23 protein-coding genes are annotated in these 23818 nt (G+C 64.8%); 9 read left to right on the plus strand and 14 right to left on the minus strand.

Annotated elements, in window-relative coordinates; all coding sequences use genetic code 11:
* Nucleotides 1-36: 36 nt before the first annotated feature.
* The 8 genes from gltA (at nt 37) to NLM25_RS25040 (ending at nt 8183) form a co-directional block, all read left to right on the plus strand.
* Entirely contained in the window at nt 37-1341 is a 1305-nt protein-coding gene (gltA, locus tag NLM25_RS25005) for a citrate synthase (RefSeq protein ID WP_254119963.1), read from the plus strand.
* 138 nt (nt 1342-1479) lie between these two features.
* A complete protein-coding gene (locus NLM25_RS25010; RefSeq protein WP_254138763.1) occupies nt 1480-1884 on the plus strand; it encodes a GFA family protein in 405 nt (134 codons plus the stop codon).
* 121 nt (nt 1885-2005) lie between these two features.
* Nucleotides 2006-3184: an ROK family transcriptional regulator gene (locus NLM25_RS25015; RefSeq protein WP_254138764.1), complete on the plus strand. Its 1179-nt coding sequence runs from the start codon at nt 2006-2008 to the stop codon at nt 3182-3184.
* Nucleotides 3185-3242: 58 nt separating this feature from the next.
* Nucleotides 3243-4526, plus strand: coding sequence for an ABC transporter substrate-binding protein (locus NLM25_RS25020; RefSeq protein ID WP_254138765.1), 1284 nt, complete (start codon nt 3243-3245; stop codon nt 4524-4526).
* Complete coding sequence (locus NLM25_RS25025) at nt 4523-5446, plus strand: carbohydrate ABC transporter permease (protein ID WP_254138766.1); 924 nt, start codon at nt 4523-4525, stop codon at nt 5444-5446. Before NLM25_RS25020 ends, NLM25_RS25025 begins: the two co-directional genes overlap by 4 nt.
* Nucleotides 5439-6296, plus strand: coding sequence for a carbohydrate ABC transporter permease (locus NLM25_RS25030; protein WP_254138767.1), 858 nt, complete (start codon nt 5439-5441; stop codon nt 6294-6296). The genes NLM25_RS25025 and NLM25_RS25030 overlap by 8 nt, the downstream gene beginning before the upstream one ends.
* A 10-nt stretch (nt 6297-6306) precedes the next feature.
* The gene (locus NLM25_RS25035) at nt 6307-7416 is read left to right on the plus strand and encodes an ABC transporter ATP-binding protein (protein WP_254138768.1); all 1110 of its coding nucleotides are present in this window, start codon (nt 6307-6309) and stop codon (nt 7414-7416) included.
* Nucleotides 7413-8183, plus strand: coding sequence for an SDR family NAD(P)-dependent oxidoreductase (locus NLM25_RS25040; protein ID WP_254138769.1), 771 nt, complete (start codon nt 7413-7415; stop codon nt 8181-8183). Before NLM25_RS25035 ends, NLM25_RS25040 begins: the two co-directional genes overlap by 4 nt.
* Before the next feature lie 101 nt (nt 8184-8284).
* Here the strand turns inward: NLM25_RS25040 and lpxB are convergent, their stop codons facing one another.
* From lpxB to lpxA, 3 genes are read right to left on the minus strand one after another with little or no spacing between them, the layout of a single operon-like run.
* On the minus strand, nt 8285-9463 hold the full coding sequence (lpxB, locus tag NLM25_RS25045) for a lipid-A-disaccharide synthase (protein ID WP_254138770.1): 1179 nt from the start codon (nt 9461-9463) through the stop codon (nt 8285-8287).
* Entirely contained in the window at nt 9460-10317 is an 858-nt protein-coding gene (locus NLM25_RS25050; protein ID WP_254138771.1) for an LpxI family protein, read from the minus strand. The genes lpxB and NLM25_RS25050 overlap by 4 nt, the downstream gene beginning before the upstream one ends.
* Before the next feature lie 19 nt (nt 10318-10336).
* The gene (gene lpxA / locus NLM25_RS25055; RefSeq protein WP_254119973.1) at nt 10337-11131 is read right to left on the minus strand and encodes an acyl-ACP--UDP-N-acetylglucosamine O-acyltransferase; all 795 of its coding nucleotides are present in this window, start codon (nt 11129-11131) and stop codon (nt 10337-10339) included.
* 176 nt (nt 11132-11307) lie between these two features.
* On the opposite strand from lpxA, the gene NLM25_RS25060 reads away from it, so the two are divergent.
* Nucleotides 11308-11652, plus strand: a complete 345-nt coding sequence (locus tag NLM25_RS25060; RefSeq protein ID WP_254141260.1) for a KTSC domain-containing protein — start codon at nt 11308-11310, stop codon at nt 11650-11652.
* Nucleotides 11653-11658: 6 nt separating this feature from the next.
* Here NLM25_RS25060 and fabZ read toward each other — a convergent pair whose 3' ends face one another.
* The 11 genes from fabZ to NLM25_RS25115 all read right to left on the minus strand — a co-directional run bounded on the left by fabZ (nt 11659) and on the right by NLM25_RS25115 (nt 23614).
* On the minus strand, nt 11659-12120 hold the full coding sequence (gene fabZ, locus NLM25_RS25065) for a 3-hydroxyacyl-ACP dehydratase FabZ (protein ID WP_254119974.1): 462 nt from the start codon (nt 12118-12120) through the stop codon (nt 11659-11661).
* Nucleotides 12117-13184 carry a UDP-3-O-(3-hydroxymyristoyl)glucosamine N-acyltransferase gene (gene lpxD, locus NLM25_RS25070; protein ID WP_254138772.1) on the minus strand — a complete coding sequence of 356 codons (1068 nt, stop codon included), beginning with the start codon at nt 13182-13184 and terminating at the stop codon, nt 12117-12119. Before lpxD ends, fabZ begins: the two co-directional genes overlap by 4 nt.
* Nucleotides 13185-13321: 137 nt before the next feature.
* Entirely contained in the window at nt 13322-15859 is a 2538-nt protein-coding gene (gene bamA, locus NLM25_RS25075) for an outer membrane protein assembly factor BamA (protein WP_254138773.1), read from the minus strand.
* A gap of 173 nt (nt 15860-16032) precedes the next feature.
* Entirely contained in the window at nt 16033-17184 is a 1152-nt protein-coding gene (gene rseP, locus NLM25_RS25080; protein ID WP_254119977.1) for an RIP metalloprotease RseP, read from the minus strand.
* Nucleotides 17185-17228: 44 nt separating this feature from the next.
* Nucleotides 17229-18452, minus strand: coding sequence for a 1-deoxy-D-xylulose-5-phosphate reductoisomerase (gene dxr, locus NLM25_RS25085; protein WP_254138774.1), 1224 nt, complete (start codon nt 18450-18452; stop codon nt 17229-17231).
* A gap of 4 nt (nt 18453-18456) precedes the next feature.
* Nucleotides 18457-19299 carry a phosphatidate cytidylyltransferase gene (locus NLM25_RS25090; protein WP_254119979.1) on the minus strand — a complete coding sequence of 281 codons (843 nt, stop codon included), beginning with the start codon at nt 19297-19299 and terminating at the stop codon, nt 18457-18459.
* Nucleotides 19296-20054 (minus strand): isoprenyl transferase, encoded by a 759-nt coding sequence (locus NLM25_RS25095; protein ID WP_254119980.1) that lies wholly within the window; start codon nt 20052-20054, stop codon nt 19296-19298. The genes NLM25_RS25090 and NLM25_RS25095 overlap by 4 nt, the downstream gene beginning before the upstream one ends.
* 102 nt (nt 20055-20156) lie before the next feature.
* Complete coding sequence (frr, locus tag NLM25_RS25100; RefSeq protein WP_254138775.1) at nt 20157-20720, minus strand: ribosome recycling factor; 564 nt, start codon at nt 20718-20720, stop codon at nt 20157-20159.
* A gap of 63 nt (nt 20721-20783) precedes the next feature.
* Nucleotides 20784-21500 (minus strand): UMP kinase, encoded by a 717-nt coding sequence (pyrH, locus tag NLM25_RS25105; RefSeq protein WP_254119982.1) that lies wholly within the window; start codon nt 21498-21500, stop codon nt 20784-20786.
* Between the two features lie 60 nt (nt 21501-21560).
* Complete coding sequence (gene tsf / locus NLM25_RS25110; RefSeq protein ID WP_254119983.1) at nt 21561-22484, minus strand: translation elongation factor Ts; 924 nt, start codon at nt 22482-22484, stop codon at nt 21561-21563.
* Between the two features lie 134 nt (nt 22485-22618).
* Entirely contained in the window at nt 22619-23614 is a 996-nt protein-coding gene (locus NLM25_RS25115) for a 30S ribosomal protein S2 (protein WP_254138776.1), read from the minus strand.
* Between the last annotated feature and the right edge of the window lie 204 nt (nt 23615-23818).

The following is a 23818-nucleotide window of genomic DNA, read 5'->3' on the forward strand; positions in this document are numbered from 1 at the left end:
GGTCCGGCCCGTTTCACCATACATCGGGGACCTCTGATGGACGCAAAACCAAGCAATAAGACCGCCACGCTGACGGTCGGAAACAAGAACTACGATCTCCCGATCCACAGCGGCAGCGTCGGGCCTGATGTCGTCGATATCGGCAAGCTCTACGGCCAGTCCGGCTTGTTCACCTACGACCCGGGCTTCACCTCCACCGCGAGCTGCCAGTCCAAGATCACCTATATCGACGGTGACGCGGGCGTGCTGGAGTACCGCGGCTACCCGATCGAGCAGCTCGCCGAGAACGGCGACTTCCTCGAGACCTGCTATCTCCTGCTCTACGGAAACCTGCCGACCGCGGCGCAGAAGAAGGATTTCGACGACCGCGTGATCCATCACACGATGGTGCACGAGCAGATGGCCCGCTTCTTCCAGGGCTTCCGCCGCGACGCCCATCCGATGGCGGTGATGGTGGCGTCCGTCGGCGCGCTCGCCGCGTTCTACCACGACTCCACGGACATCAACGATCCGAAGCAGCGCATGATCGCTTCCATGCGCATGATCGCGAAGATCCCGACGCTGGCGGCGATGGCCTACAAGTACACGGTCGGCCAGCCCTTCGTGTATCCGAAGAACTCGCTCACGTTCGCCGAGAACTTCCTGAACATGTGCTTCGCGGTGCCGTGCGAGGAGTACAAGATCAACCCGGTGCTGGCTGACGCGCTGGACAAGATCTTCATCCTGCACGCCGACCACGAGCAGAACGCCTCGACCTCGACGGTGCGTATCGCCGGCTCTTCCGGCGCCAACCCGTTCGCCTGCATCGCCGCCGGCATCGCCTGCCTGTGGGGCCCGGCGCATGGCGGCGCCAACGAAGCCGCACTCGCGATGCTCGCCGAGATCGGCTCGGTCGACAAGATTCCGGAATTCATCGCCAAGGTGAAGGACAAGAACTCTGAAGTCCGCCTGATGGGCTTCGGTCACCGCGTCTACAAGAACTACGATCCGCGCGCCAAGATCATGCAGAAGATGTGTCACGCCGTTCTCAAGGAGACCGGCCATGGCGACGATCCGATGCTGAAGGTGGCGCTCGAGCTCGAGAAGATCGCGCTCAGCGACCAGTACTTCATCGACCGCAAGCTCTACCCGAACGTCGACTTCTATTCGGGCATCACGCTGAAGGCGATGGGCTTCCCCGTCTCGATGTTCACCGTGCTGTTCGCGGTCGCCCGCACCGTCGGCTGGATCAGCCAGTGGAGCGAGATGATCGAGGACCCGCAGCAGAAGATCGGCCGTCCGCGCCAGCTCTACACCGGCGTCACCCGCCGCGACTACGTTGCGATCAAGGATCGCAAGTAAGCTCGGGCCTCAGGGCCTCCACGGAAGCGGCGCCATCTTCGGATGGCGCCGTTTTTGTTTTGGGGATGACCTTGTAGGGTGGGCAAAGCACAGCGTGCCCACGCTGCGCTTTGCCCGCCCTACGATATGGAGAACCCGATGCTCACCGGAAGCTGCCTCTGCGGAGACGTCGCCTACGAGGTCGACGCATCTCCGAGCATGATCGTGCATTGCCATTGCCAGACCTGCCGCAAGACGCACGGCTCGGCGTTCTCCACCGTCACCAACGTTCCGCGCGATCGCTTCCGCTGGACCAGGGGCGAAGAGCTGCTGCGCGGTTTCGAATCCTCGCCCGGCAAGACGCGTTACTTCTGCTCGCAATGCGGATCGCACATCGTCGCCGCGCGCGCCGGGAAGGACACGGTGCTGCTGCGGATGGGATGCCTGGATACGCCGATCACGGAGCGCCCCGAGGTGCACATCTGGCGATCGGATGCCGCCGACTGGTACGACCCGAAGGTCGAATTGGCGGAATGGACGGAAGGCCGGCCGCCGAAATCCTGATCCGACCGCGTCCCGTTCTTGCTGCCGCGCACAACAACAAGTCCACGCGTCGCGCCGCCGAGCGCTTGACAGCCGAAATGCTCCGCGCGCATTCTTACACTAAGTAAGAATGACGACAGGGATGGAAATGCCGGAGCAGCCGAGAAGTCGGCGGCAGACGCGCGCTGCCATTTTGACTCATTTGCTTCAGTCCGGCGGCTCGTTCCGGCCGCCGCTGGCGAAGGCCGTTCGGCTGTCCGAAGCGAGCCTGTCGCGAATCCTGTTTGACCTGAAAGCCGAAGGCCTGATCGAGGAAGTCAGGCGCCCTGCCCCTTATGTCGGCGGCCCGACGGGCCTCGTGTCGCTCGATCGCGCGGTGGCGCTCGCAGCCCTCGAGCTGACCGGCCAGTGGCTCGGCATCGGCGTCGGCGGCCTGTCAGGCGAGCTGCACTACACCGAGCGCCTGCCGCTGCCGAAAACGGTGACCGTCGAGAGTGTCGGCCGCGTGTTTCGCGAGGCGCTGACCTTGCTGCGCGACTGGACGCGCCGCCGCCGCATCACGCTGGCGCAGATCGGCATCACCATTCCCGGCCTCGGCCGGCTGAGCGAGTTCGGCAACCCGATCATTCCCTGCGACGTCGGACGCATCAGTGACATGTTCGGCGAGCTGTTTGCAGGCGTGCCGGTCGCCTTCACCAATTCGGTGGTGGCGCATGCCACCTTTCACCGGTGCCGCACGGAAAGCTACCCGTTCAGCGATGCGCATCTGTTCGTCTTTGTCGGCCAGGGCGTCGCGGCAACGTGGATGGACGATCCGATCGAGGAGGATACGCTCCAGCCCGTCGAACTCGGCCATATGGTGTTCGGCGCCGACGGACCGCGTTGCCGCTGCGGCCATCACGGCTGTGTCGAGGCCTATACATCGCTGCCGGCGCTGGCCGAGCTTCTGCGTACCACCGAAGCGGAGTTGCTCCGGCTCGGCAGCGAATGGGTAACCACGATCCCTCTGACATCGCGGGTGCGCCAGGAGCTGCGGCAGCGGCTGTTCAGGCTTGGCCTTGCCATCGGCAACACGCTGAACGTCAAGCCATGTCGCGGCGTTGTCGTCAGCGGATGGCCATCGGCTCTGTCTGAAGAGGATCGCAAGGCAGTCGTCGACGGAATCGACGCCTGTCTGCTGGGCGGGCGGAAGCTGGCGCAGGTGTCGCTCGCCTTCGTGCCGCCCTCGAACGGCAACGATCCGCAAGCTGCTCTCGCCTTCGCCGCCTTCTGTCTCGCCAGCCGCGGCGGCATGCCGGCCGCTTCGACGGAGGCCGCCTGACATGCCCTGAGACGCGCGGCCTCAATACGCCAGAAAGTTCACACCGGGAGGAACTGCCATGCCGATCACAACAACAAGGCGTCGTCTGCTCGCTGGATCTATTGCCACGCTCGCCATGCCGGGGCTCGTTCGTGCTCAAGGCGCCAAACCACGCCTGACCGCGATCTCGCAATGGTCCGCCGGCAGCGATGGCGCCGCCATCACCGCGCTTGGCAAGAAATTCGAGGAGAAAGGCGGGGTCTGGCAGCACTCGCCCGTCCCCGGGTTCACCACCGAGATGATGAACAAGCTGCGTGCGCAGATCATCGCCGGCGATCCGCCGGCCTGCTCGCAGCTCAAGGGCCCCGAGATTGCAGCATGGTCGAAGATCGCGCCGACCGTCGACCTCGACGCCGTCGTCGCTGCCGCCGGCTATGAGAAGGTCGTCGCCCCGGACCTTGCAAAATTGCACAAGCCGGCGGGCAAGTGGATCGCGCTGCCGCTGCAGATCTACAGCACCAACATGCTGTTCCTCTCCAAGCGCGCGATGGACAAGGCCAAGGCCGACAAGATCCCTGTCACCTGGGCCGAGTTCAACGATCTCGCCGACAAGATGAAATCGGGCGGCGTCGCATTTCCGATCGCCAATGGCGGCACCCGCCCCGATGACGGGCAGAAGTTCGAGGCCGCCCTGGCGGGCATCAGTCCCGCCGTGTACCGCACGGCCATCATGAATCTCGACGAGAAGGCCCTGAAGGCCCCCGAGATCAAGGCTGCGTTCGCGCAGGTCCGCAAGATCGCCGACTGGATGGACCCCAATGTCGGCGCCCAGCACTTCTCGACCAACCTCAAGCGCTTCGTCGACGGCGACATGGGCATGATGATCATGGGCGGTTGGGCGCAGGGCGTGTTGCGCAACGCCGGCTTCAAGTTCGAGGACTTCATGATCGCCCCAGGGCCGAGCGACAATGGCAAGCCGGTCTTCCTGCTGAATGCCGATGCCTTCATCTTCTGGCAGCGCAAGGAGCCCGACCTGCAAGCCGGCCAGACGCTGATGGCGCAGCTCGTCATGGATCCGGCGATCCAGACCATGTATTCGCAGATCACGGGATCGATCCCCGTGCGTACCGATGTCGATCTGTCCGGCGAAGGCTGGTCGGACGGTCAACGGCGAACCGCAGCAGCTCTGAAAGACGCTATCGCCAGCAATCAGGCCGTCCTCAGTCTTGCGCACAACATGGCGCAGGAAAACGGCATGACCGCAGCGATGATCGACGTGATCACGGAGTACGTGAAGAACAAGACGATCAAGCCGGAGCAAGCGGCCACACGCCTCGCCGAGGCCGTCGAGAGCTCACGTTGACCATCGCCGTCTCGACAAGACCGGGCCGGCCGGCGGCTTCCGACATGGTGCGCCGGCTGCCCGAAGTTCTGACGATCTGGGTGCCGCTGCTGTTGTCCGCCGCGCACCTCATTGCGTTTTCGCTGTGGACGATCTGGATATCGTTCACACCATCCACCCTGGTCCCTGTTACGGGCTGGGTGGGCTTACGCAACTATTCCGCGGTTGCGGCCTCACGGAACTGGCAGATCGCTTTGGACAATCTGCTGCTGTTCGGCAGCGCTTTCGTGCTGCTGAGTCTGGCGACCGGCCTCGTCCTTGCCATCCTGCTCGATCAGCGCATTCGCGGCGAGAACGTGCTGCGCTCCATCTTCCTCTATCCCCTGGCTGTGTCGTTCGTGGTCACCGGCACGGTCTGGAGCTGGCTGCTCAATCCCGGCCTTGGCATCCAGAAGCTGGTCCACGACCTCGGCTGGACCTCCTTCCGGTTCGACTGGCTGATCGACCGCGACATGGCGATCTGGACCATCGTCATCGCTGCGATCTGGCAATCCTCCGGCTTCGCCATGGCGCTCTTCCTCGCCGGCCTGCGCTCGGTCGATGCCGACCTGATCAAGGCCGCGCAGATCGACGGCGCCGGACCTGTGAGGATGTACCGGCGCGTCATCCTGCCGACGCTTTGGCCGATCACCATCACCGTTATCGTCATCCAGCTGCAGTTCGCGATTTCGACCTTCGACCTCGTCCGCGCGCTCACCAATGGCGGGCCTGGCATCGCGACCCAGCTGCCGGCACTCGTCGTCTATGACCTGATGTTCCAGCGCAGCCTGCTCGGACGGGGAGCGGCGGCGGCGGTGCTCATGTTGCTCCTTCTTCTCGCGGTCTTGCTGCCCTATGCAGCGTGGCGTTACGTCCAGCGACGGCGGGCGATCCATGCGTAACCGAACCTTCGCACCGAGCCGGATCCTGATCTACCTCATCGTTTCGCTGATCGCCGCGGCATGGCTCGCGCCATTGGCTGTTGTCGTGCTGAATTCGCTCCGTACCAACGAGGAGATCGCGCAGGGCTCGATGATCGGCTGGCCGCAACATTTGGCCTGGAGCAATTACGCCGCCGCCTGGAGCGGCTTCTGCGTCGCAGAGACCTGCGCCGGCATCCGGCCCTACATGCTGAATTCCGCGCTCGTGACCATTCCGGCGACGATCTTCTCCACCCTGCTCGGTGCGGTCGCCGGTTACGCGGTGTCGCTCTGGCGCTTTCGCGGCGACAGCTGGATTTACGGCATCGTCACGCTCGGCATCTTCCTGCCGCAGCAGATGCGTTTGCTGCCCTGGACCATCGTGCTGCGCGATACCGGCCTGATGAACACGCTGACGGGCCTGGTCGTGATCCACACGATCCAGGGGCTCTCCTTCACCACGCTGTTCTGCCGAAACTACTACGTTGCCATCCCGCAGGAGCTGATAAGAGCCGCGCGCATCGATGGCGCCGGTTTCTTTCGCATTTTCTGGCGCATCATCCTGCCGCTCTCGCCGCCGATCCTCGTCGTCACCGTGATCTGGCAGTTCACGCATATCTGGAACGAATTCCTCTATGGCGTGACATTCACGACCGGTCAGCAGCAGCCGGTCACCGCCGCGCTGATCGCGCTGTCCGCCGCGGTCGCCGATATCCCGCAGCATGGCGTGCAAAGCGCCGCGGTGATGATCGCCGCCCTGCCGACCCTGCTGATCTATCTGATCGGCGGCAAGTACTTCGTGCGCGGCCTGACCGCGGGAGCCGTAAAATGATGGAGTGGTCATGGCGGCACTAAGCATTCGCACCTTGTCGAAGCGCTACGCCAACCTGGAGGTGCTGAAGGGAATCGATCTCGACATCGAGAGCGGCGAGTTCACCGTGCTGGTCGGGCCGTCCGGCTGCGGCAAGTCCACGCTGCTCAACATCGTCGCCGGGCTCGACCGGCCGAGCGCAGGCACTGTGGAAATCGGCGGGCGTGTCGTCAACGACGTCCCGCCGAAAGACCGCGACATCGCCATGGTGTTCCAGTCCTACGCGCTCTATCCGTCGATGACGGTGCGCCAGAACATCACCTTCGGCATGGAATGCCGCCATGTGCCGAAGGCCGAGCAGGAGAAGGCGGTCGCGAATGTCGCAAAACTGCTCCAGATCGAGCCGCTGCTCGGCCGCAAGCCATCGCAGCTCTCCGGCGGCCAGCGCCAGCGCGTGGCGATGGGCCGGGCGCTGGTGCGCGATCCCCTGCTGTTTTTGTTCGACGAGCCGCTCTCCAATCTCGACGCCAAGCTACGCGTCGAGATGCGGATGGAGATCAAGCGGCTGCATCAGCGCATCGGCGCCACCATCATCTATGTCACCCACGATCAGATCGAGGCGATGACGATGGCGACGCGCATCGCCGTGATGCATCGCGGCGTGGTGCAGCAGTTTGCCGATCCTGACACCGTGTACCGCTATCCGGCCAATCTGTTCGTCGCCCGTTTCATGGGCTCGCCGCCGATGAACACGATGCCGGCGCGGCTCGAGGCCGATGGCGGCGGCCTGGTCGCCGCGATCGGCGCCGGGCGGCCGGACGAGGTTCGCCTGCGCCTGAATGGACACGACGAGGCAACGTCCTATGTCGGCCGCGACGTCGTCGTCGGGATCAGGCCGGAATGCATCGCCGAGGCCAGCCGCGTCTTTTCCAGCGAGTCCCCCGTTCTCGTCGACGCGCCGGTGGAGATGGTCGAGCCGACCGGTGCCGAGACGATCGTGCTGCTGCGGCTCGGCGGCGAGGCTGCGCTGGCGCGCATCACGCCGGATATCCGCCCCGCGCCCGGGGCGACCGCTTCCTTCGCGCTCGACACGCGGCGCATTTGCCTGTTCGACCCCGAGACGGAGCGGCTGATCGCATGACCCAAGTGACTTATCCCAGCCTTGCCGGCCGCGTGGTGTTGATCACCGGCGGCGCCAGCGGCATCGGGGCCGCCTTCGTTCGCGCTTTCGCGGCCCAGAAAGCCCGTGTCGCCTTCCTCGATATCGACCAGGATGCCGGCAAGGCGCTGGCACGGGACGTCGCGAGCACGTCCGGCTCCACGCCGCTGTTCGTGCCATGCGACCTCCTCGACATCGACGCCTTGCGCGCGGCGATGGCAGAGGTGCACGGATCGCTCGGCGATGCCGCCGTCCTCGTCAACAACGCCGCCAACGACCACCGCCAGGTGCTGGCCGAGGTGACTTCAGCCGAGTTCGACTGGATGATCGGCGTCAACTTCAAGCACGTCTTCTTTGCTGCGCAAGCGATCGTGCCGCAGATGCAGGCCCGCGGCGGCGGTTCGATCATCAACATGTCGTCGGTGGCGTGGATACGCGGCGCCCCGGCGCTGCCGGTTTACGCCGGAGCGAAGGCGGCGATCGTCGGCTTCACCAATTCGCTGGCCCGGTCGGTCGGTCCCGACCGCATTCGCGTCAATGCCATTGCGCCGGGCATGGTGATCACCGAGCGCCAGCGCCGGCTGTGGTATCCCGACGAGCAGGTCATCGCCGAGATTCGCCGCGCGCGACAGGCCGTTCCCGACGCGGTGACGCCGGAGGACATTGCCGGCATGGCGCTGTTTCTCGCCTCCGACGAGAGCCAGCGCATCACCAGCCAGTGCTTCCGGGTTGATGGCGGCCTCGGCTAGTCTTGTAGGATGGGCAAAGCGAAGCGTGCCCACCCTCTTTCCGCAATTGAGAAATGAAGTGGTGGGCACGCTTCGCTTTGCCCACCCTACGAAACCGCGACCTACCGCTTACCCTTCCGCATCGTCGCCAGCACGATGTCGGCCGCCAGCACGCTCGGCGATTTGTTGCCGGTGGACATGATGGTGTCGAGCCGTGCGAACGCCTCGACCTGGCGCTTGCGCAGCGGCGTGTCCGTGAGCAGCTCCGTCAGCGCCGGCGCCAGCTTCTCGGGCGTGCAGTCCTCCTGCAAATACTCCGGAATGACATCCTCGCCGATCACGAGATTGGCGAGGATCACCGAGGAGACGCGGATCGCGCGGCGCAGGATGAAGGCTTCCATCGCGCCGACGCGATAGGCCGTCACCATCGGGATGCCCGACAGCGCGAGCTCCAGCGTCACGGTGCCGGATTTGGCCAGCGCGGCATGCGCGAGGCGGAACACTGCGCGCTTCTCGTTCTCGCCGACCACGATCCGCGGCTTGATCGGCCAGGTCGCGGTGCCCTCGCGCACGGTGGCTTCGAGATGCGGCATGGTCGGCAGGATCAGCTCGAACGCCCGACCTTCGGCCTGCAGCCGTCCGATCGTCGCGCCGAACACATCGAGATGGTGCCTGATCTCGCTGCGGCGGCTGCCGGGCAGCACCAGCAGAACCGGCGGCTCGCCGTCGCGGCGTGCCTGCTCCTCCGCGTTTGGCCGCAGCGAGCCCAATTGCTCGATCAGGGGATGGCCGACATAGCTGCACGGCGGCCCGCCGAGCTTGCGATATTCCTCCGGCTCGAACGGCAACAGGCCGAGCACATGATCGACATAGCCGAGCATGGTCCGCGCCCGACCCGGCCGCCAGGCCCAGAGCTGCGGCGAGACGTAGTCGACGACCGGGATCACGGGATTCTTCGCGCGCACGCGGCGGGCAACACGGTGCGTGAAGTCAGGACTGTCGATGATCACGAGCGCGTCGGGCGCGGCCTCCAGCACGGCATCCACGGTCTGCCGGATCAGCCGCAGGATCTTTGGCAGCTGCTGCACCACCGCCGCAAAGCCGACGATCGACAGCTCCTCGATCGGAAACAGCGTCTCGAGCCCTTCGCGCGCCATGGTTCGGCCGCCGACGCCGACGAACTGCACGCCGTCGCCGAGGCGCTGGCGCAGCACCTTCATCAAGGCGCTGCCGAGCCGGTCGCCGGATTCCTCCGTGGCGATCAGGAATATCTTTCGCTTGGGATCGCGGCCCTGCATCACGCGGTCAGGCCGATGACGAAGAGATATTTGGTGTCTGCGAGCGAGATCATCGCCTGCGGCTCGGCGGCGATGGTGTTGCCGGCGATGACGGCGATGCCGGCCAGCCCGGCCCGCGCGACGCCCTCGAGGGTGCGCGGACCGATCGTCGGCAGGTCGAAGCGCAAATCCTGCCCGCTCTTCGGGACCTTCACCAGCACGCCACGGCCCGTCGCGGCGCGAATGCGGCCTTCCTCGCGCAGGCGCGCCACGCGCGCGAGCAGCGCGTCGGTACCCTCGATATCCTCGACCGCCACCACATGGCCGTCGATCACGACCGCAGCCTGGCCGATATCGAACGGACCGAGCGCCGCCAGCACCGCACGTCCGCGCTCGATGTCCACCTTGCTGTTGTCGCTCGGCCAGGCGCGGCTGATGCAGCCCTCGGGCATCAGGAGATCAGGCGCGACATCCTTGATGCCGACCATGCGGAAGCCGTCCTGCTCGAGGATGCGGCCGACGCCTGACAAAAGATGATCGTCGCCGCCGCGGAAGGCACGGATGACGTTGCCGAGCAGGCGCAGCGTCTTCACGTCGAACCGGATCTCGGAGAGCGAGGGCCGCACCAGGGTGCCGATGAAGATCAGGTCGCGGCAGCCCTCCTCGCGGAACAGGCGCATCGCGCGGCCGAGCTGGCCGACCGAGATCCAGCGATGGCGGAACTTTTCCACCCGCGCCGGATCGCAGGCGCCGCGAAGCGGGAACAGCACCGGCGTGATGCCGCGCGCGGCAAGCGAATCGGCGACCGCGAACGGCATGGCGCCGCCGCCGGCGACCACGCCGACCGGCGACGAAATCTCCGGAGCCGCCGATGTCATGCCCGCGGCCATCCCGAAATCACTTCTCGATGACGGGAAGACAGATCGGGCGATGCTTGCGCTTGCCGATGAAGTCGAGGATCTCGGCGATCGCGGGATCTTCGCTCGCGAGCGGCTGGGCCGCCGCGAGCCGCTCGGCGAACGTGCCGGGGCCGTGGAAGAGCTTCTGATAGAACGATTGCACGGTTGCGCGCCGCTGCTTGGTGAACTGCCGCCGCTTCATGCCGATGAGGTTGAGGCCTTCCAGCGCCGCATACTGACCGTTGGCCAGCCCGAACGGAATGATGTCGTCGCGCACGCCGGAGAGGCCGCCGACCATCACCTGCGGGCCGATACGCGTCAGCTGATGCACCGCGGACAGGCCGCCGATATAGACGAAGTCGCCGATCTCGCAGTGGCCGCCGAGCGTCGCGGAGGTCGCGAAGATCACGTTGTTGCCGACCATGCAGTCATGCCCGACATGGCTGTTGTTCATGAAGTAGCCGCTATTGCCGACGCGCGTCAGCCCACCGCCCTTGATGGTGCCGACATTCATCGTCGCGCCTTCGCGGATGATGCAGCCAGAACCGATCTCGAGCTTCGTGGGCTCGCCCTTGTAGCTGAGATCCTGGGGCGCACCACCCAGCACCGCGAACGGCGAGATCACGCAGCCGTCCCCGATCGAGGTATGGCCGATGACCGTGACTTGTCCGATCAGCTTGCAGTTCGCGCCGATCACGGCATTCCGGCCAATGATGCAAAAGGGCCCGATCTCGGTACCCTCGCCGATGACGGCGCCGTCCTCGACCCGCGCGGTGGGATCAATCTTACTCATCAAGCAATCTGACTCATCAAGAAGGTCTGATTATGTGTTGAAGTCGCTCGGTTTTCCGGTGGTTAGCGCGACTATGCCCGATCTGTCCAGTGACGTATCATCTCGGCCTGTTTCAGGTGCCGGTTGAGCCGGCCGTCCCAACGCGTCAACGCGTTCATGTGGAGCTTGAAGTCATCGTGGTCAGGGCCCTGGCAATCCTGCTCGCACAGCTAACGACGGCACCGATCGTGTCCGAGACGGTCGAGACCGGCGAACGCCGCCTCCTCGATCTCAAGACATTCGAATGCCGCGACATCACCCGCAGCACGGTGCTTCAGCGGGTTTGTTACGATCGCACGCGGCAGGACCTCATCGTCGCGGCTCACGGCACCTATGACCGCTATTGCGGCGTGACGGCGGACACGGTCGAGCGCCTCTTGGGCGCACCGTCCATGGGCCAGTTCTTCAACCAGAATATCAAGCGCGAGGTCACAGCCGGCCGCTACGCCTGCGAGACACACGAGCGCGTGCAGAGGAGCTGATCCCGCTCAGTCGGTCAGCATGGCGCCGACGTCGGCTTCCGCAACGATCTGGCCGTTGACCTTGGCGTCGCCGTGAAACCACCACATCGCCTTGCGGCGCCCGATCGAACGCATGTGATACTCGATGGTGTCGCCGGGCAGCACGGGCTTGCGGAACTTGCACTTGTCGATGGTGAGGAAATACACCGCGCGCGGCTTCTCCGTGCCCTCGACCGACGTGATGCCGATGACGCCGGCGGTCTGTGCCATCGCTTCGATCATCATCACGCCGGGATAGACCGGGCGCTCCGGAAAATGCCCCTGGAAGGCCGGCTCGTTGAAGGTGACGTTCTTGATGCCGATGCCGCTGTAGTCGGCGCGGATGTTGATCACGCGGTCGATCAGCAGCATCGGAAAACGGTGCGGCAGCGTCCGGAGGATCGCATTGATATCCACCAGCTCGAATTTGATCGGTGATTCCGCCGTCATTCCCGTCCCTCGTTCTTCGGATCGGCCTTGCTGTCGCGTACCAGGCGCTCCACCGCGATAATTTCCTTGAACCACTGCTTGGTCGGCTTGGCAAAGAAGCCGCCCCAGCGTCCGTTCGGCGGGATGTCGTCCTTGACGCCGCTCATCGCGGTGACCTGGGCTCCATCGCCGATCTTGAGGTGATTGTTGATGCCAACCTTTGCTCCCAGCGCCACGTTGTCGCCGATCGTCAGGCTGCCGGCGAGCCCGATCTGGGCCGCCAGCAGGCAATTCCGGCCGATGGTCACATTGTGGCCGATCTGGACCTGATTGTCGATTTTGGTACCCTCCCCGATCACGGTGTCACGCAGGGATCCGCGATCGATGGTGGTGCCGGCGCCGACTTCCACATTGTTCTGAATCAGGACGCGGCCGGTCTGGGGCACCTTCAGATGGCCCTCGGGGCCGAAGAAGATGAAGCCGTAGCCGTCCTGGCCGATCGAGCAGCCGGGATGGATCAGCACGTTGTTGCCGATCAGCGCACACTGGATGGCCGTGCGGGCGCCGACATTGCAGTCCCGGCCGATCTTGACGCCGGGACCGATGACCGCGCCGGAGCCGATCACGGTGCCGCTGCCGATCTCGACCTCCGGGCCGATGACGGCCAGGGGATCGACGATGACGTCGTCCTCAAGCCGCGCCGAGGGGTCGATGATGGCCGACGGCGCAATGCCGTCATTGCCGATCCAGGACTGCGGACGCAGCGCATCGCCGTGCCACTCCCGGGCGAGCCCGACGAAGGCACGAAACGGCTGCGCCACCCGCAGCACGGCCACATGCGAAGGCACCTGAGCCTCGAAGCGCGGACTCACCAGGCAGGCGCCGGCCTGGGTCGCCTTGAGCTCATCTGCATATTTGAGGTTATCGAAGAACGTCAGATGCATCGGACCGGCTTCGTCGAGCGAAGCCAGACCCGTGATGACGTGACCGCCCCTGGCGGGGTCGACGAGCTGCGCCTTGGTCTGCGCGGCAATATCGGCCAGCGCTGAAGCCGGCGACTTTTTGAAGAAGGTCGGCTGCGCCATTCCACCCCATCGCGGTCCGGCTTCGGCATGAAGCGGTCAGGCCGCATCATGCCTTATCTCACGGATTGAGCACGATCTTTTTGGAAACCGGCCCCCAAGGAAATCCAAAGGGGCCGGCTCATGCCCTGCTGATCGAATTAGAACGAGGTGCCGCCGCCGAACCGGAACTCCTGCGTACGGTCGTACTTGCCCTTGGTGAGCGGCACGGCGTAGTCGAAGCGCAGCGGTCCAAATGGCGACTGCCAGATCAGGCCGACACCGATCGACGAACGGACCACATTGCCGTTGTCATACACCAGGCCGGTACAGGTTCCAGACGTGGGCGGGTTGATGGTCGACGGCGTACAGTTCGAATTCCTGGTCGTGGTCATTTCGTTGGTCACCGACCACGTCGTCGGGCCCTGATAGTCGAACAGGCCACCCGCGTCAGCATAGACCGCGCCCTTCAGACCCACTTCCTTCGGCAGGAACCAGAACGGCATCTGCAATTCGAACGAAGCGCCCCAGTATTTGGTGCCGCCAAGCGCGTCCTGCGTGCCAAAGGGATTCAAATCGCGCGGACCGATGCCGTTCGGAGCAAAGCCGCGGACCAGGTTCGGGCCCATCTGGAACTGATCGAGCATGCGGATCTCGTTGTTGCCGATCTTGTTCAGCATGCCGCCCTGGACGCGGACCAGGCCGACGATGTCGGACACCAGCGGAGCGTAGTACTTCGCGTCGACAACGGACTTCAGGTAGGTGACGTCGCCGCCGACGCCGGCGAAGTCCTGGCGGAAGTCGACGAGCAGACCGTCGGTGGGGTTCTTGTTGTTGTCCAGCGTGTTGTAGGTCAGCGTGTAGCCGAGCGCCGAGGTCAGGGTCTTGCCGTTGGCAAGCTCCTTGCGGACCGGCAACGAGGCTTCGCCGTCGCTGTAGCAGCCGAGGCCGTTGGTCGACGGATCGAGCGGAATACCAGACGCTGCCGAGAAAGCCGGGCTCGGGTTGAAGGCCGACGAACCGACGACGTTGTTACAGTTCGCCAGATAGTACGGCAGCGTGATTTCCTGCTGGTAGATCGAGTAGCGCAGCTGGAGCGCCAGATCTTCACGCAGGGAGAAGCCGAGGCGCGGCGAGAAGCCGAGCGTCTTGGTGCCGTAGGAGATGTAGCTGTTGGACAGCTGCTGGCGCTGATAGAGGTCGAGGCCGAGCGCGACGCGGTAGTCGAGCAGGTACGGCTCGACGAACGACAGCGAATAGCCGCGCGCATACTGGCCGTAGGTCACCGACGCCTTGGCGAACAGGCCGCGGCCGAGCAAATTGCGCTCGGAGATCGAGACTTCGGCGAGCGCGCCGTCGGTCGTGGAGTAACCGCCCGAGACCGAGAAGTCGCCGGTCGACTTCTCCTCGAGATCGACGATCAGGACCACGCGGTCGCTGGAGGAGCCCGGCTCCGTCGTGATCTTCACGGTCTTGAAGTAGTCGAGGTTCTTGAGGCGGCGCTCGGCACGATCGACCAGCGCGCGGTTGTAGGCGTCGCCCTCGGAGATGTCGAACTCGCGCCGGATCACGTAGTCGCGCGTACGGGTGTTGCCGCGGACGTTGATGCGCTCGATATAGGTGCGCGGGCCCTCGTCGATGTTGAACACGACGGAGACGGTGTGCGCCTCGAAATTGCGGTCGCCGCCGGGACGGACCACGGCGAAGGCATAGCCGCGGCGCGACGCCTCGATCTGCATTTCCTCGACCGATTTCTCGACCGCTTCGACGTTGTAGAGCGCACCGACATTGACGCGCGAATAGGCGCGCAGCGTGGTCGGATCGAAGTTCGCAATGCTGGAGCGGAAGTCGACGGTGCCGACTCGGTACTGCGAGCCTTCCTCGATCTTGAAGGTGACGTTGAAGCCCTTCTTTTCCGGATCGTATTCGGTGAGCGCGGCCACGACCTGGACGTCGGCGAAACCGTTCTTGAGATAGAAGCGGCGGATCAGGTCGCGGTCGGCTTCGACGCGATCGGGATCATAGATGTCGTTGCTGGCGAGGAAGCTCAGCAGGTTCGATTCGTGTGTCTTGATGACGTCGCGCAGGCGGTAGGACGAGAACGCGTTGTTGCCGACGAACTCGATCGACTTGACGCCGGTCTTGGCGCCCTCCTCGACCGTGAAGATCAGGTCGACGCGGTTGTTCGGCTGCTCGATGATTTCAGGCGTGACACGCACGTCGTAGCGGCCGGAACGGCGATAGATTTCGGCGATTCGCAGCGTGTCGGACTGCACCATGGCGCGGGAGAAGGTGCCGCGCGCCTTGGACTGGACTTCAGCGGTGAGCTGCTCGTCCTTGATCTTCTTGTTGCCCTCGAACGCGATGCGGCCGATCACCGGGTTTTCCACCACGGAGACGACGATCTGGCCACCGGAACCGCGGTTGATTCGCACGTCCTGGAACAGGCCGGTCTCGATCAGGGCCTTCAGGCCGTCATCGATGGAGGCCTGATCCAGGCGGCCACCCGGGCCCGGCTTGAAATAGGAGCGGATCGTCTCCACCTCGACACGGCGATTTCCTTCGACGGAAATCGACTGGACGGTCTGGGCAAGCGCAGACGAAGAGACAAAAACAGCCCCAACCGGGGCAACCACCGGCGCGCCGAACATGATCAGGGTTGCGAGCAAGCCCCCCCGGAGTCGCAGTCCAAACTTCATTGCGCAACGCGCCCTTATCAGTACCAGACCCAACCCCAACGCCGGTCTGGGAGATTCCCCAAGTCGAAGCCGCTTGTAGCCAATTTCCCCGGTGTCGCAAACGGCAGCTGACACCGTGATTTCAATTTCATTCCAAGACGTTGCTCAACAGCAACGCCACAAAAAAGCCCCGATCAGGACGCTGCCATCCGCAGGATGTCGTTATAGGTGGCAAACACCATCAACATCAGCACCAAACCGAGCCCGATTCGGAACCCCATCTCCTGAGTCCGCTCGGACAGCGGCCGGCCCCGGACCACTTCCGCCGCATAGAACATCAGGTGACCGCCATCGAGCAGCGGAATCGGGAACAGGTTCAGCAGCCCGATCGACACCGACAGCACCGCGCACAGATTGATCACGAACTGGAACCCGGCGCTGGCCGCCTGCCCCGACATCTTCGCGATGCCGAGAACGCCGCTGACCTCGTTGGGATTGCCGTTTCCGACGAACAACGAGCCCAGGAACTTGAAGGTGCTGGTGATGATGAACCAGACCTGCTCGACCCCGATCTTGAGCGCCTCGCCGACGCCGACCGGCGTGGTCGAGGCCTCACCGGCCTGCGACTTGTGCTCGACGCCGAGCACGCCGAGGCGGTGGCTGTTGCCGAAGGGATCCTTGCGCTCGAGCAGCGCCGGCGTCGCGGTCAGGGAGACGATCGCGCCGTCCCGCTTGACCTGGAAGGCAAGCGCCGAACCGGCATTCATCGCAACGATTCGCTGCATGTCGGCAAAGCTCTCGATCGGCTTGCCGTCGATCTGCACCACGACGTCGCCGATCTTGAAGCCGGCCGCGGCCGCAGCGCCATCGGCGACGACGCCATCGACGCGCGCGATCGTGCTCGGCTTGCCGTAATAGAGTGCCATGCCGGCGAAGATCAGCGCGCCCAGGATGAAATTGGCGATCGGTCCGGCGGCGACGATGGCGGCGCGCGGGCCGACCTTCTTATGGTGGAAGCTACCGGCGCGCTCCTCGGCGGTCATGGCCGCGAGCGTCTCGGCCGACGGCGTCGAGGCCTCGCTCTCGTCGCCGAAGAACTTGACGTAGCCGCCGAGCGGGATCGCCGAGATCTTCCAGCGGGTGCCGTGGCGGTCGTTGAAACCGACCAGCTCGGGTCCGAAACCAAGCGAGAAGGTCAACACCCGAACGCCGGCCCAGCGCGCGACCAGAAAATGGCCGAGTTCGTGGAAGAACACGACGATCGTCAGGACGAACAGGAAGGGAACCGCGTAGCCGAGGAGCCCATGGCTCAACGTATTGAAACTATGAACAAAAAAGTCGATCATCGAATTCCCTCATCCAGCGCCGCAAGGCCCTGGCCCGGAGCCATCTAGGATGCCTTTAAGGCAATTTGAGGCAATAGGGCGGCAGCTCTATTTCGAGCAACATGGTCAACGGAGATTGCATCGTCGGCGGACGTCAGCGGAGCCTGGTTCCCGCCACGGATGCAGTCGTCCAGCGTCGCCTCGACCAGACGCGCGATCGCGCCAAACCGGATCTTGCCAGCGATGAAGGCGGCGACCGCCACCTCGTTGGCGGCGTTGTAGACGGTGGTCGCCCCCTTCCCGGTCCGGAGCGAATCGAAGGCCAGCCGAAGCCCGGGGAAGCGCTCGAAGTCCGGCGCCTCGAAGGTCAGCTGGCCGATCTTGGCCAGATCGAGCTTGGCCGCCGGCCCCTTGATGCGATCGGGCCAGCCGAGGCAGTGCGCGATCGGCGTGCGCATGTCGGGGGCGCCGAGCTGGGCCATCACCGAGCGGTCGGAGAACTCGACCATGCCGTGGATGATCGACTGCGGATGCACGAGAACATCGATCTCGTCGGGCGAGAGCGCGAACAGATAGGACGCCTCGATCACCTCGAGCCCCTTGTTCATCATCGAGGCGGAATCGATCGTGATCTTCTGACCCATGCTCCAGTTCGGATGCTTCAGGGCCTGCTCGAGCGTTGCCTGCTCGATGTCGGCGGGCTTCCAGGTCCGGAACGGGCCGCCCGAGGCCGTGATGATGACGCGGACCAGTTCGTCGCGATTGCCCGATGCCAAGGCCTGGAACAGCGCGTTGTGCTCCGAGTCAGCCGGCAGGATGCAGGCGCCCGCTTTCGCGGCGCGCTGCATGAAGAAATCGCCGGCGCAGACGAGACATTCCTTATTGGCCAGCGCGACATGCGCGCCGCGATCGACCGCGGCCAGGGCCGGTTTCAGTCCGGCGGCGCCACTTACGGCGGCCATCACCCAATCGGCCGGGCGCGCGCCGGCTTCGATCACCGCGCTTTCGCCCGCGCCGCATTCCGTGCTCGTTCCCGCGAGCGCAGCCTTGAGATCGGCGAGCTTGGACGTGTCGGCGATCGCGACGTAGCGCGCGGAAAACTCCCTGGCGAGCTTTGCCAGCGCTTCGACATTGCCGTTCGCCGTCAAGGCTTCGACGCGATAGCGCTCGGGAGAGGCGCGCAGCAGATCCATCGTGCTGTCGCCAATCGAGCCGGTGGCGCCGAGAACCGTGACACTGCGGACGCTCGACGCCGCAGCCTTGTTGTTACGCAATGGGACCGCGCTCATATCCTCACCAAACCATAAGACCGCTTCCGGCGCTATGCACACCATGGCGGAGAAAGCCGATAATCCATGCCATCAGGATGGCCGCGACAAAACCGTCCAGACGGTCCAGTAGCCCGCCATGGCCGGGAATCAAGTGACTGGAATCCTTGACACCGAAGCGCCGCTTCACCGCGGATTCGAACAGATCCCCGAGTTGCGACACCACCGACAGGATGGCGCTCACGAGCAGAAGTGGAACCGCCTTTCCGATCCCGCAAGCGGCAAACCCCGCCGCGACCGCAAGGCTCGCGGCAAAACCGCCGAATGCCCCGGCCCAGGTCTTCTTCGGGCTCACCCGCGGCCAGAGCTTCGGTCCGCCAATGCTGCGTCCGGCAAAATAGCCGCCGATATCGGTCGCCCATACCACCAGCAGCACGAACATCAGTGCAGAGAAACCGTTGACGAGATCCTTCCGCAACAGGATCGAGGCCAGCAACGCCGCCGACGCATAGGCAAAGCCGGTGGCGGCCCAGACGAACTTGCCGCGCGCGATCAGGGTCACGATCGCGCCGCCGATGAGGCCGGTGACGACCGAGGTCTTGAGCGCGCCGAAAGCGACGGAGGCCCCCATCATGGCGATGACGACCGTCCCTGCCCCGGTCAGCGCGGCCGAGCCTGCGCCCACCACCATCAGCCATTCCGCGAACAGGCCGATCGAAACCAGGGTGACGAGAAGCGCCCACAGCCAGCCGCCGGCGTAAGCGATCGCAATGGTCAGCGGCGCCAGCACCAGCGCTGCGAGGACTCGCATCACGAGATTGCTCGGGGCAGGCTTGGCGCCCGCCGATACGGCGTCGGGTTCGCTCACGAGGCGGTTTTCGCGACCAGGCCGCCGAAACGGCGCTCGCGCCTGGCAAATTCGGCGATTGCGCCTTCCAGCGCCGCCTTGTCGAAATCGGGCCAGTGGATCGGCACGAAGACCAGCTCGCTATAGGCGGCCTGCCACATCAGGAAGTTGGACAGGCGTTGCTCGCCGCTGGTGCGGATGATGAGATCGGGATCGGGAATGTCGGGCGCATCGAGATGCGCGCCAAGCGTCTCTGCGTCGATCGTATCGGGATCGCGCTTGCCGTCTGCGACCTCCCGCGCGAGCTTCTGCGCGGCTTTCGCGATTTCGTGCCGCGAACCGTAATTGAAGGCGACGACCAGCGTCAGGCGCGTGTTGTCGCGCGTCAGCTCCTCGGCCTCGTTGAGGAGCGCGCAGATGTCGCCCTCAAGTCCGTCGCGCTCGCCGATGATGCGGACCTTGACGCCGTCGCGATGCAGGCTCGCGAGATCGTTGCGGATGAAGCGGCGGAGCAGACCGAAGAGGTCGCCGATCTCGCTCGCCGGGCGCGACCAGTTCTCCGAAGAGAACGAGAAGATGGTGAGATAGCGGATGCCGAGCTCGTGCGAGGCACGGACCACGCGGCGCAGCGCCTCGACACCGCGGCGATGCCCTTCGGCCCGCGGCAGGCCGCGCGCGGCCGCCCAACGCCCGTTGCCATCCATGATGATGGCGACATGCGCAGGCGCGTCGGACCGGTCGGGTCCTTCCGTTGCTGGCGCGGCGGCGTTGGACATGAGAGCGGCCTTAAAGCATGATCCGGAAAAGTGCGAAACGGTTTTCCGACAAGATCATGCGCGAACAATACTCCAAAGCGCGATGATGATCCTCATCGCGCTTTAGACGGTGAGGATTTCTTTTTCCTTGGCGGCCACCAACTGGTCGATCTCGGTGATCGTGCCGTCGGTCGCCTTCTGCACCTCGTCGGCGTGGCGCTTCTGGTCGTCTTCCGACATCTCGTGATTCTTCTCGAGCTTCTTGAGCACGTCGAGGCCGTCGCGGCGGACGTGACGCGCGGCTACCTTGGCCGCTTCCGCGTACTTGTGCGCGACCTTGACGAGCTCCTTGCGACGCTCCTCGTTGAGCTCGGGGATGCGCAGGCGCAGCACCTGGCCTTCGGTCGCGGGCGACAGCCCGAGATTGGAATCGACGATCGCCTTCTCGACCGGCTTGACCATCGACTTGTCCCAGACCTGCACCGAGATCAGCCGCGGCTCCGGCACGCTGACGGTGGCAAGCTGGTTGAGCGGCATGTGGCTGCCGTAAGCCTCGACCTGGACCGGATCGAGCATCGAGGCCGACGCGCGTCCCGTGCGCAGGCCGCCAAGCTCGTGCTTGAGCGACTGGACGGCGCCTTGCATGCGACGCTTCACTTCGTTGAGGTCGAAACTACCCGTGGCCATCATGCTTCTCCTTCAAAATCCCGGCGACCTCTCCGCGCCCCTGCGGGCGCGACCGATGAGCCGTCAGCCGGCGACGATGGTTCCGTGGCCGCCGCCACGCAGTACAGCGCCGATCGAACCCGGCTCTGCGATCGAGAACACGATGATAGGCAGCGCCGTCTCGCGGGCAAGCGCGAAGGCGGTCGCGTCCATCACCTTGTAGCCGCCCTCGATGGCCTGCGAATGCGTCAGCCGGTCGAACCGCGTCGCGGTCGGGTCCTTTTTCGGGTCGGCTGAGTAGACGCCGTCGACATTGGTTGCCTTCAGCACCGCCTCGGCTCCGATCTCGGCGGCGCGCAGCACCGCGGTCGTATCGGTGGTGAAGAACGGATTGCCGGTTCCGCCGCCGAGCAGCACGATCCGCCCCTCGGCGAGGTATTTGTGCGCCGCAGTACGGGTGAACAGCTCGGAAATCTCGGGCATCACGAAGGCGGACAGCGTGCGCGCCGGCGTGCCCTTGCGCTCGATCGTCGCCTCCAGCGCGAGGCAGTTCATCATGGTGGCGAGCATGCCCATGGTGTCGCCGGTCGTGCGAGAGACGCCGCGCGAAGACACCTCGACGCCGCGCACGATGTTGCCGCCGCCGATCACCACCGCGACCTCGGTGCCGAGCTGGCGGGCGGCGATCAGATCGTCCGCAACCCGGTCGAGGGTCGGCTGATCGATGCCAAAACCCTGCTGTCCCGCGAGGTATTCGCCGGACAGCTTGATCACGACGCGACGATAGACCGGATCAGTCATGAGCACTTTCCTCGTCCGGGCGCCGCTTCCGGCGGCACGCCGGAAGGAACGTTCCGGCGCTTACTTCTTGCCGCTGGCCGCCGCGACCTCGGCCGCGAAGTCGCTTTCCTGTTTCTCGATTCCCTCGCCGAGAGCATAGCGCACAAAGCCCGCGATCTTCACAGCGCCGCCGACCTTGCCTTCGGCTTCCTTCACCGCCTGCGCCACCGACTTGCCGGTGTCGTGGATGAAGGCCTGCTCGAGCAGGCAGACTTCCTTGTAGTAGGTCTTGAGGCCGGACTCGACGATCTTCTCGATCACGTTCTCGGGCTTGCCCTGCTGGCGATATTTGTCGGCGAGCACGTCCTTCTCGCGCTTGACGACCACCGGATCGAGGCCGGACGGATCGAGCGCGAGCGGATTAGCGGCCGCGACATGCATCGCGATCTGGCGGCCGAGCGCTGCGAGCTCGTCGGCCTTGCCGGGCGATTCCAGCGCGACGATCACGCCCATCTTGCCGGCGCCTTCGACCACGGCGCCGTGGACGTAGCTCGACACGACGCCCTGCGTCACTTCGAGCGAAGCGGCGCGGCGCAGCGTCATGTTCTCGCCGATGGTGGCGATCGCGTCATTGATTGCGGCTTCGACCGTGACGTCGCCGACCTTGGCGGCCTTGATCTTCTCGACATCGGCGCCGGCGTCGAATGCGACCTGGGCAACCATCTTGACGAGGCCCTGGAACTGGCCGTTGCGCGCGACGAAGTCGGTCTCGGAGTTGACCTCGACCACGACGCCCTTGGTGCCCTTGGTGAGCGCGCCGATCAGGCCTTCCGCGGCGACGCGGCCGGACTTCTTGGCGGCCTTCGACAGGCCCTTCTTGCGCAGCCAGTCCTGCGCCGCTTCCATGTCGCCGCTGGTCTCGGTGAGCGCGGCCTTGCAGTCCATCATGCCTGCGCCGGTGGACTCGCGCAGGTCCTTGACCATCGCAGCTGTGATCGTTGCCATCGTTGAAAATCCTTCTTGCCTGCCGGTTTGCCGCGGCGTGGCATCACATAGCCCCGCCGCGGTCCATCTCAGGAATTCGCGTCAACTGAAATGGTGGCCGGACTTATATCCGGCCAACCCATCGCTCTTTTTGACTATTCCGCTTCCGCGGTCAGCGCCTTGGCCTTGGCCACCCAGGCATCCGCACGGCTCGGAAGACCGACTTCTTCGCCGATCTTGTGCGCGGTGTCGTGGTCGAGCTCGGCGAGCTGCCAGTAGTGGAAGATGCCGAGGTCGTTGAACTTCTTCTCGATCGCGCCCGAAACGCCCGGGAGCTTCTTGAGATCGTCGGCGGTGCCGCGCGGACCGGCAAGGCCCTGGAAGCCGCTCGCCGACGCAGCCGGCAGCTCTTCGGCGGCCGGACGAACCGCGGCGCCGATGTCGATGCCCGAATCGCCCTGGGCGCGCGAGATTCCGTCGATCGCCGCACGCGCGATCAGGTCGCAGTACAGCGCGATCGCGCGGCCGGCGTCGTCGTTGCCCGGGACCACATAGGTGATGCCCTTGGGATCCGAATTGGTGTCGACGATCGCGGCGACCGGGATGTTGAGCCGCTGGGCTTCCTGGATCGCGATGTCTTCCTTGTTGGTGTCGATCACGAAGATCAGGTCGGGCAGACCGCCCATGTCCTTGATGCCGCCGAGCGAACGGTCGAGCTTGTCGCGCTCGCGCTGCAGCGTCAGGCGCTCCTTCTTGGTGTAGGAGCTGGCGTCGCCGCCGGAGAGCACGTCATCGAGATGACGCAGGCGCTTGATCGAGGCCGAGATCGTCTTCCAGTTGGTCAGCGTGCCGCCGAGCCAGCGCGAATTGACGAAATACTGCGCGCAGCGCTTCGCAGCGTCGGCGACGCCGTCCTGCGCCTGGCGCTTGGTGCCGACGAACAGGATGCGGCCGCCCTTGGCGACGGTGTCGCTGACCGCCTGCAAGGCGGTGTGCAGCATCGGCACGGTCTGCGCGAGGTCGACGATGTGGATGTTGTTGCGGGCGCCGAAAATGAACGGTGCCATTTTCGGATTCCAGCGGTGAGACTGGTGACCGAAGTGCACGCCAGCTTCGAGGAGCTGACGCATAGTGAAATCGGGTAGTGCCATCGTTCTAATTCTCCGGTTGGTTCCTCCGGAAACGTGTGAGCAAAACGGAGCGTTCTCGCCCCGGCTGCCACCGGACGGCCTTGTGAGCCATGTTTCCGTGTGAGATGGCGCGCTGTATAGCGCCATTTCGGCCAGAAGCAAGGAAATAAGGGCCTTTCGGGGGCAGTTTTCGCCCGCGAGAGGCCCTGTTCCGCAAAGACCGCC

This window comes from Bradyrhizobium sp. CCGB01, from assembly GCF_024199795.1.
In the GTDB taxonomy this organism is placed as follows: domain Bacteria; phylum Pseudomonadota; class Alphaproteobacteria; order Rhizobiales; family Xanthobacteraceae; genus Bradyrhizobium.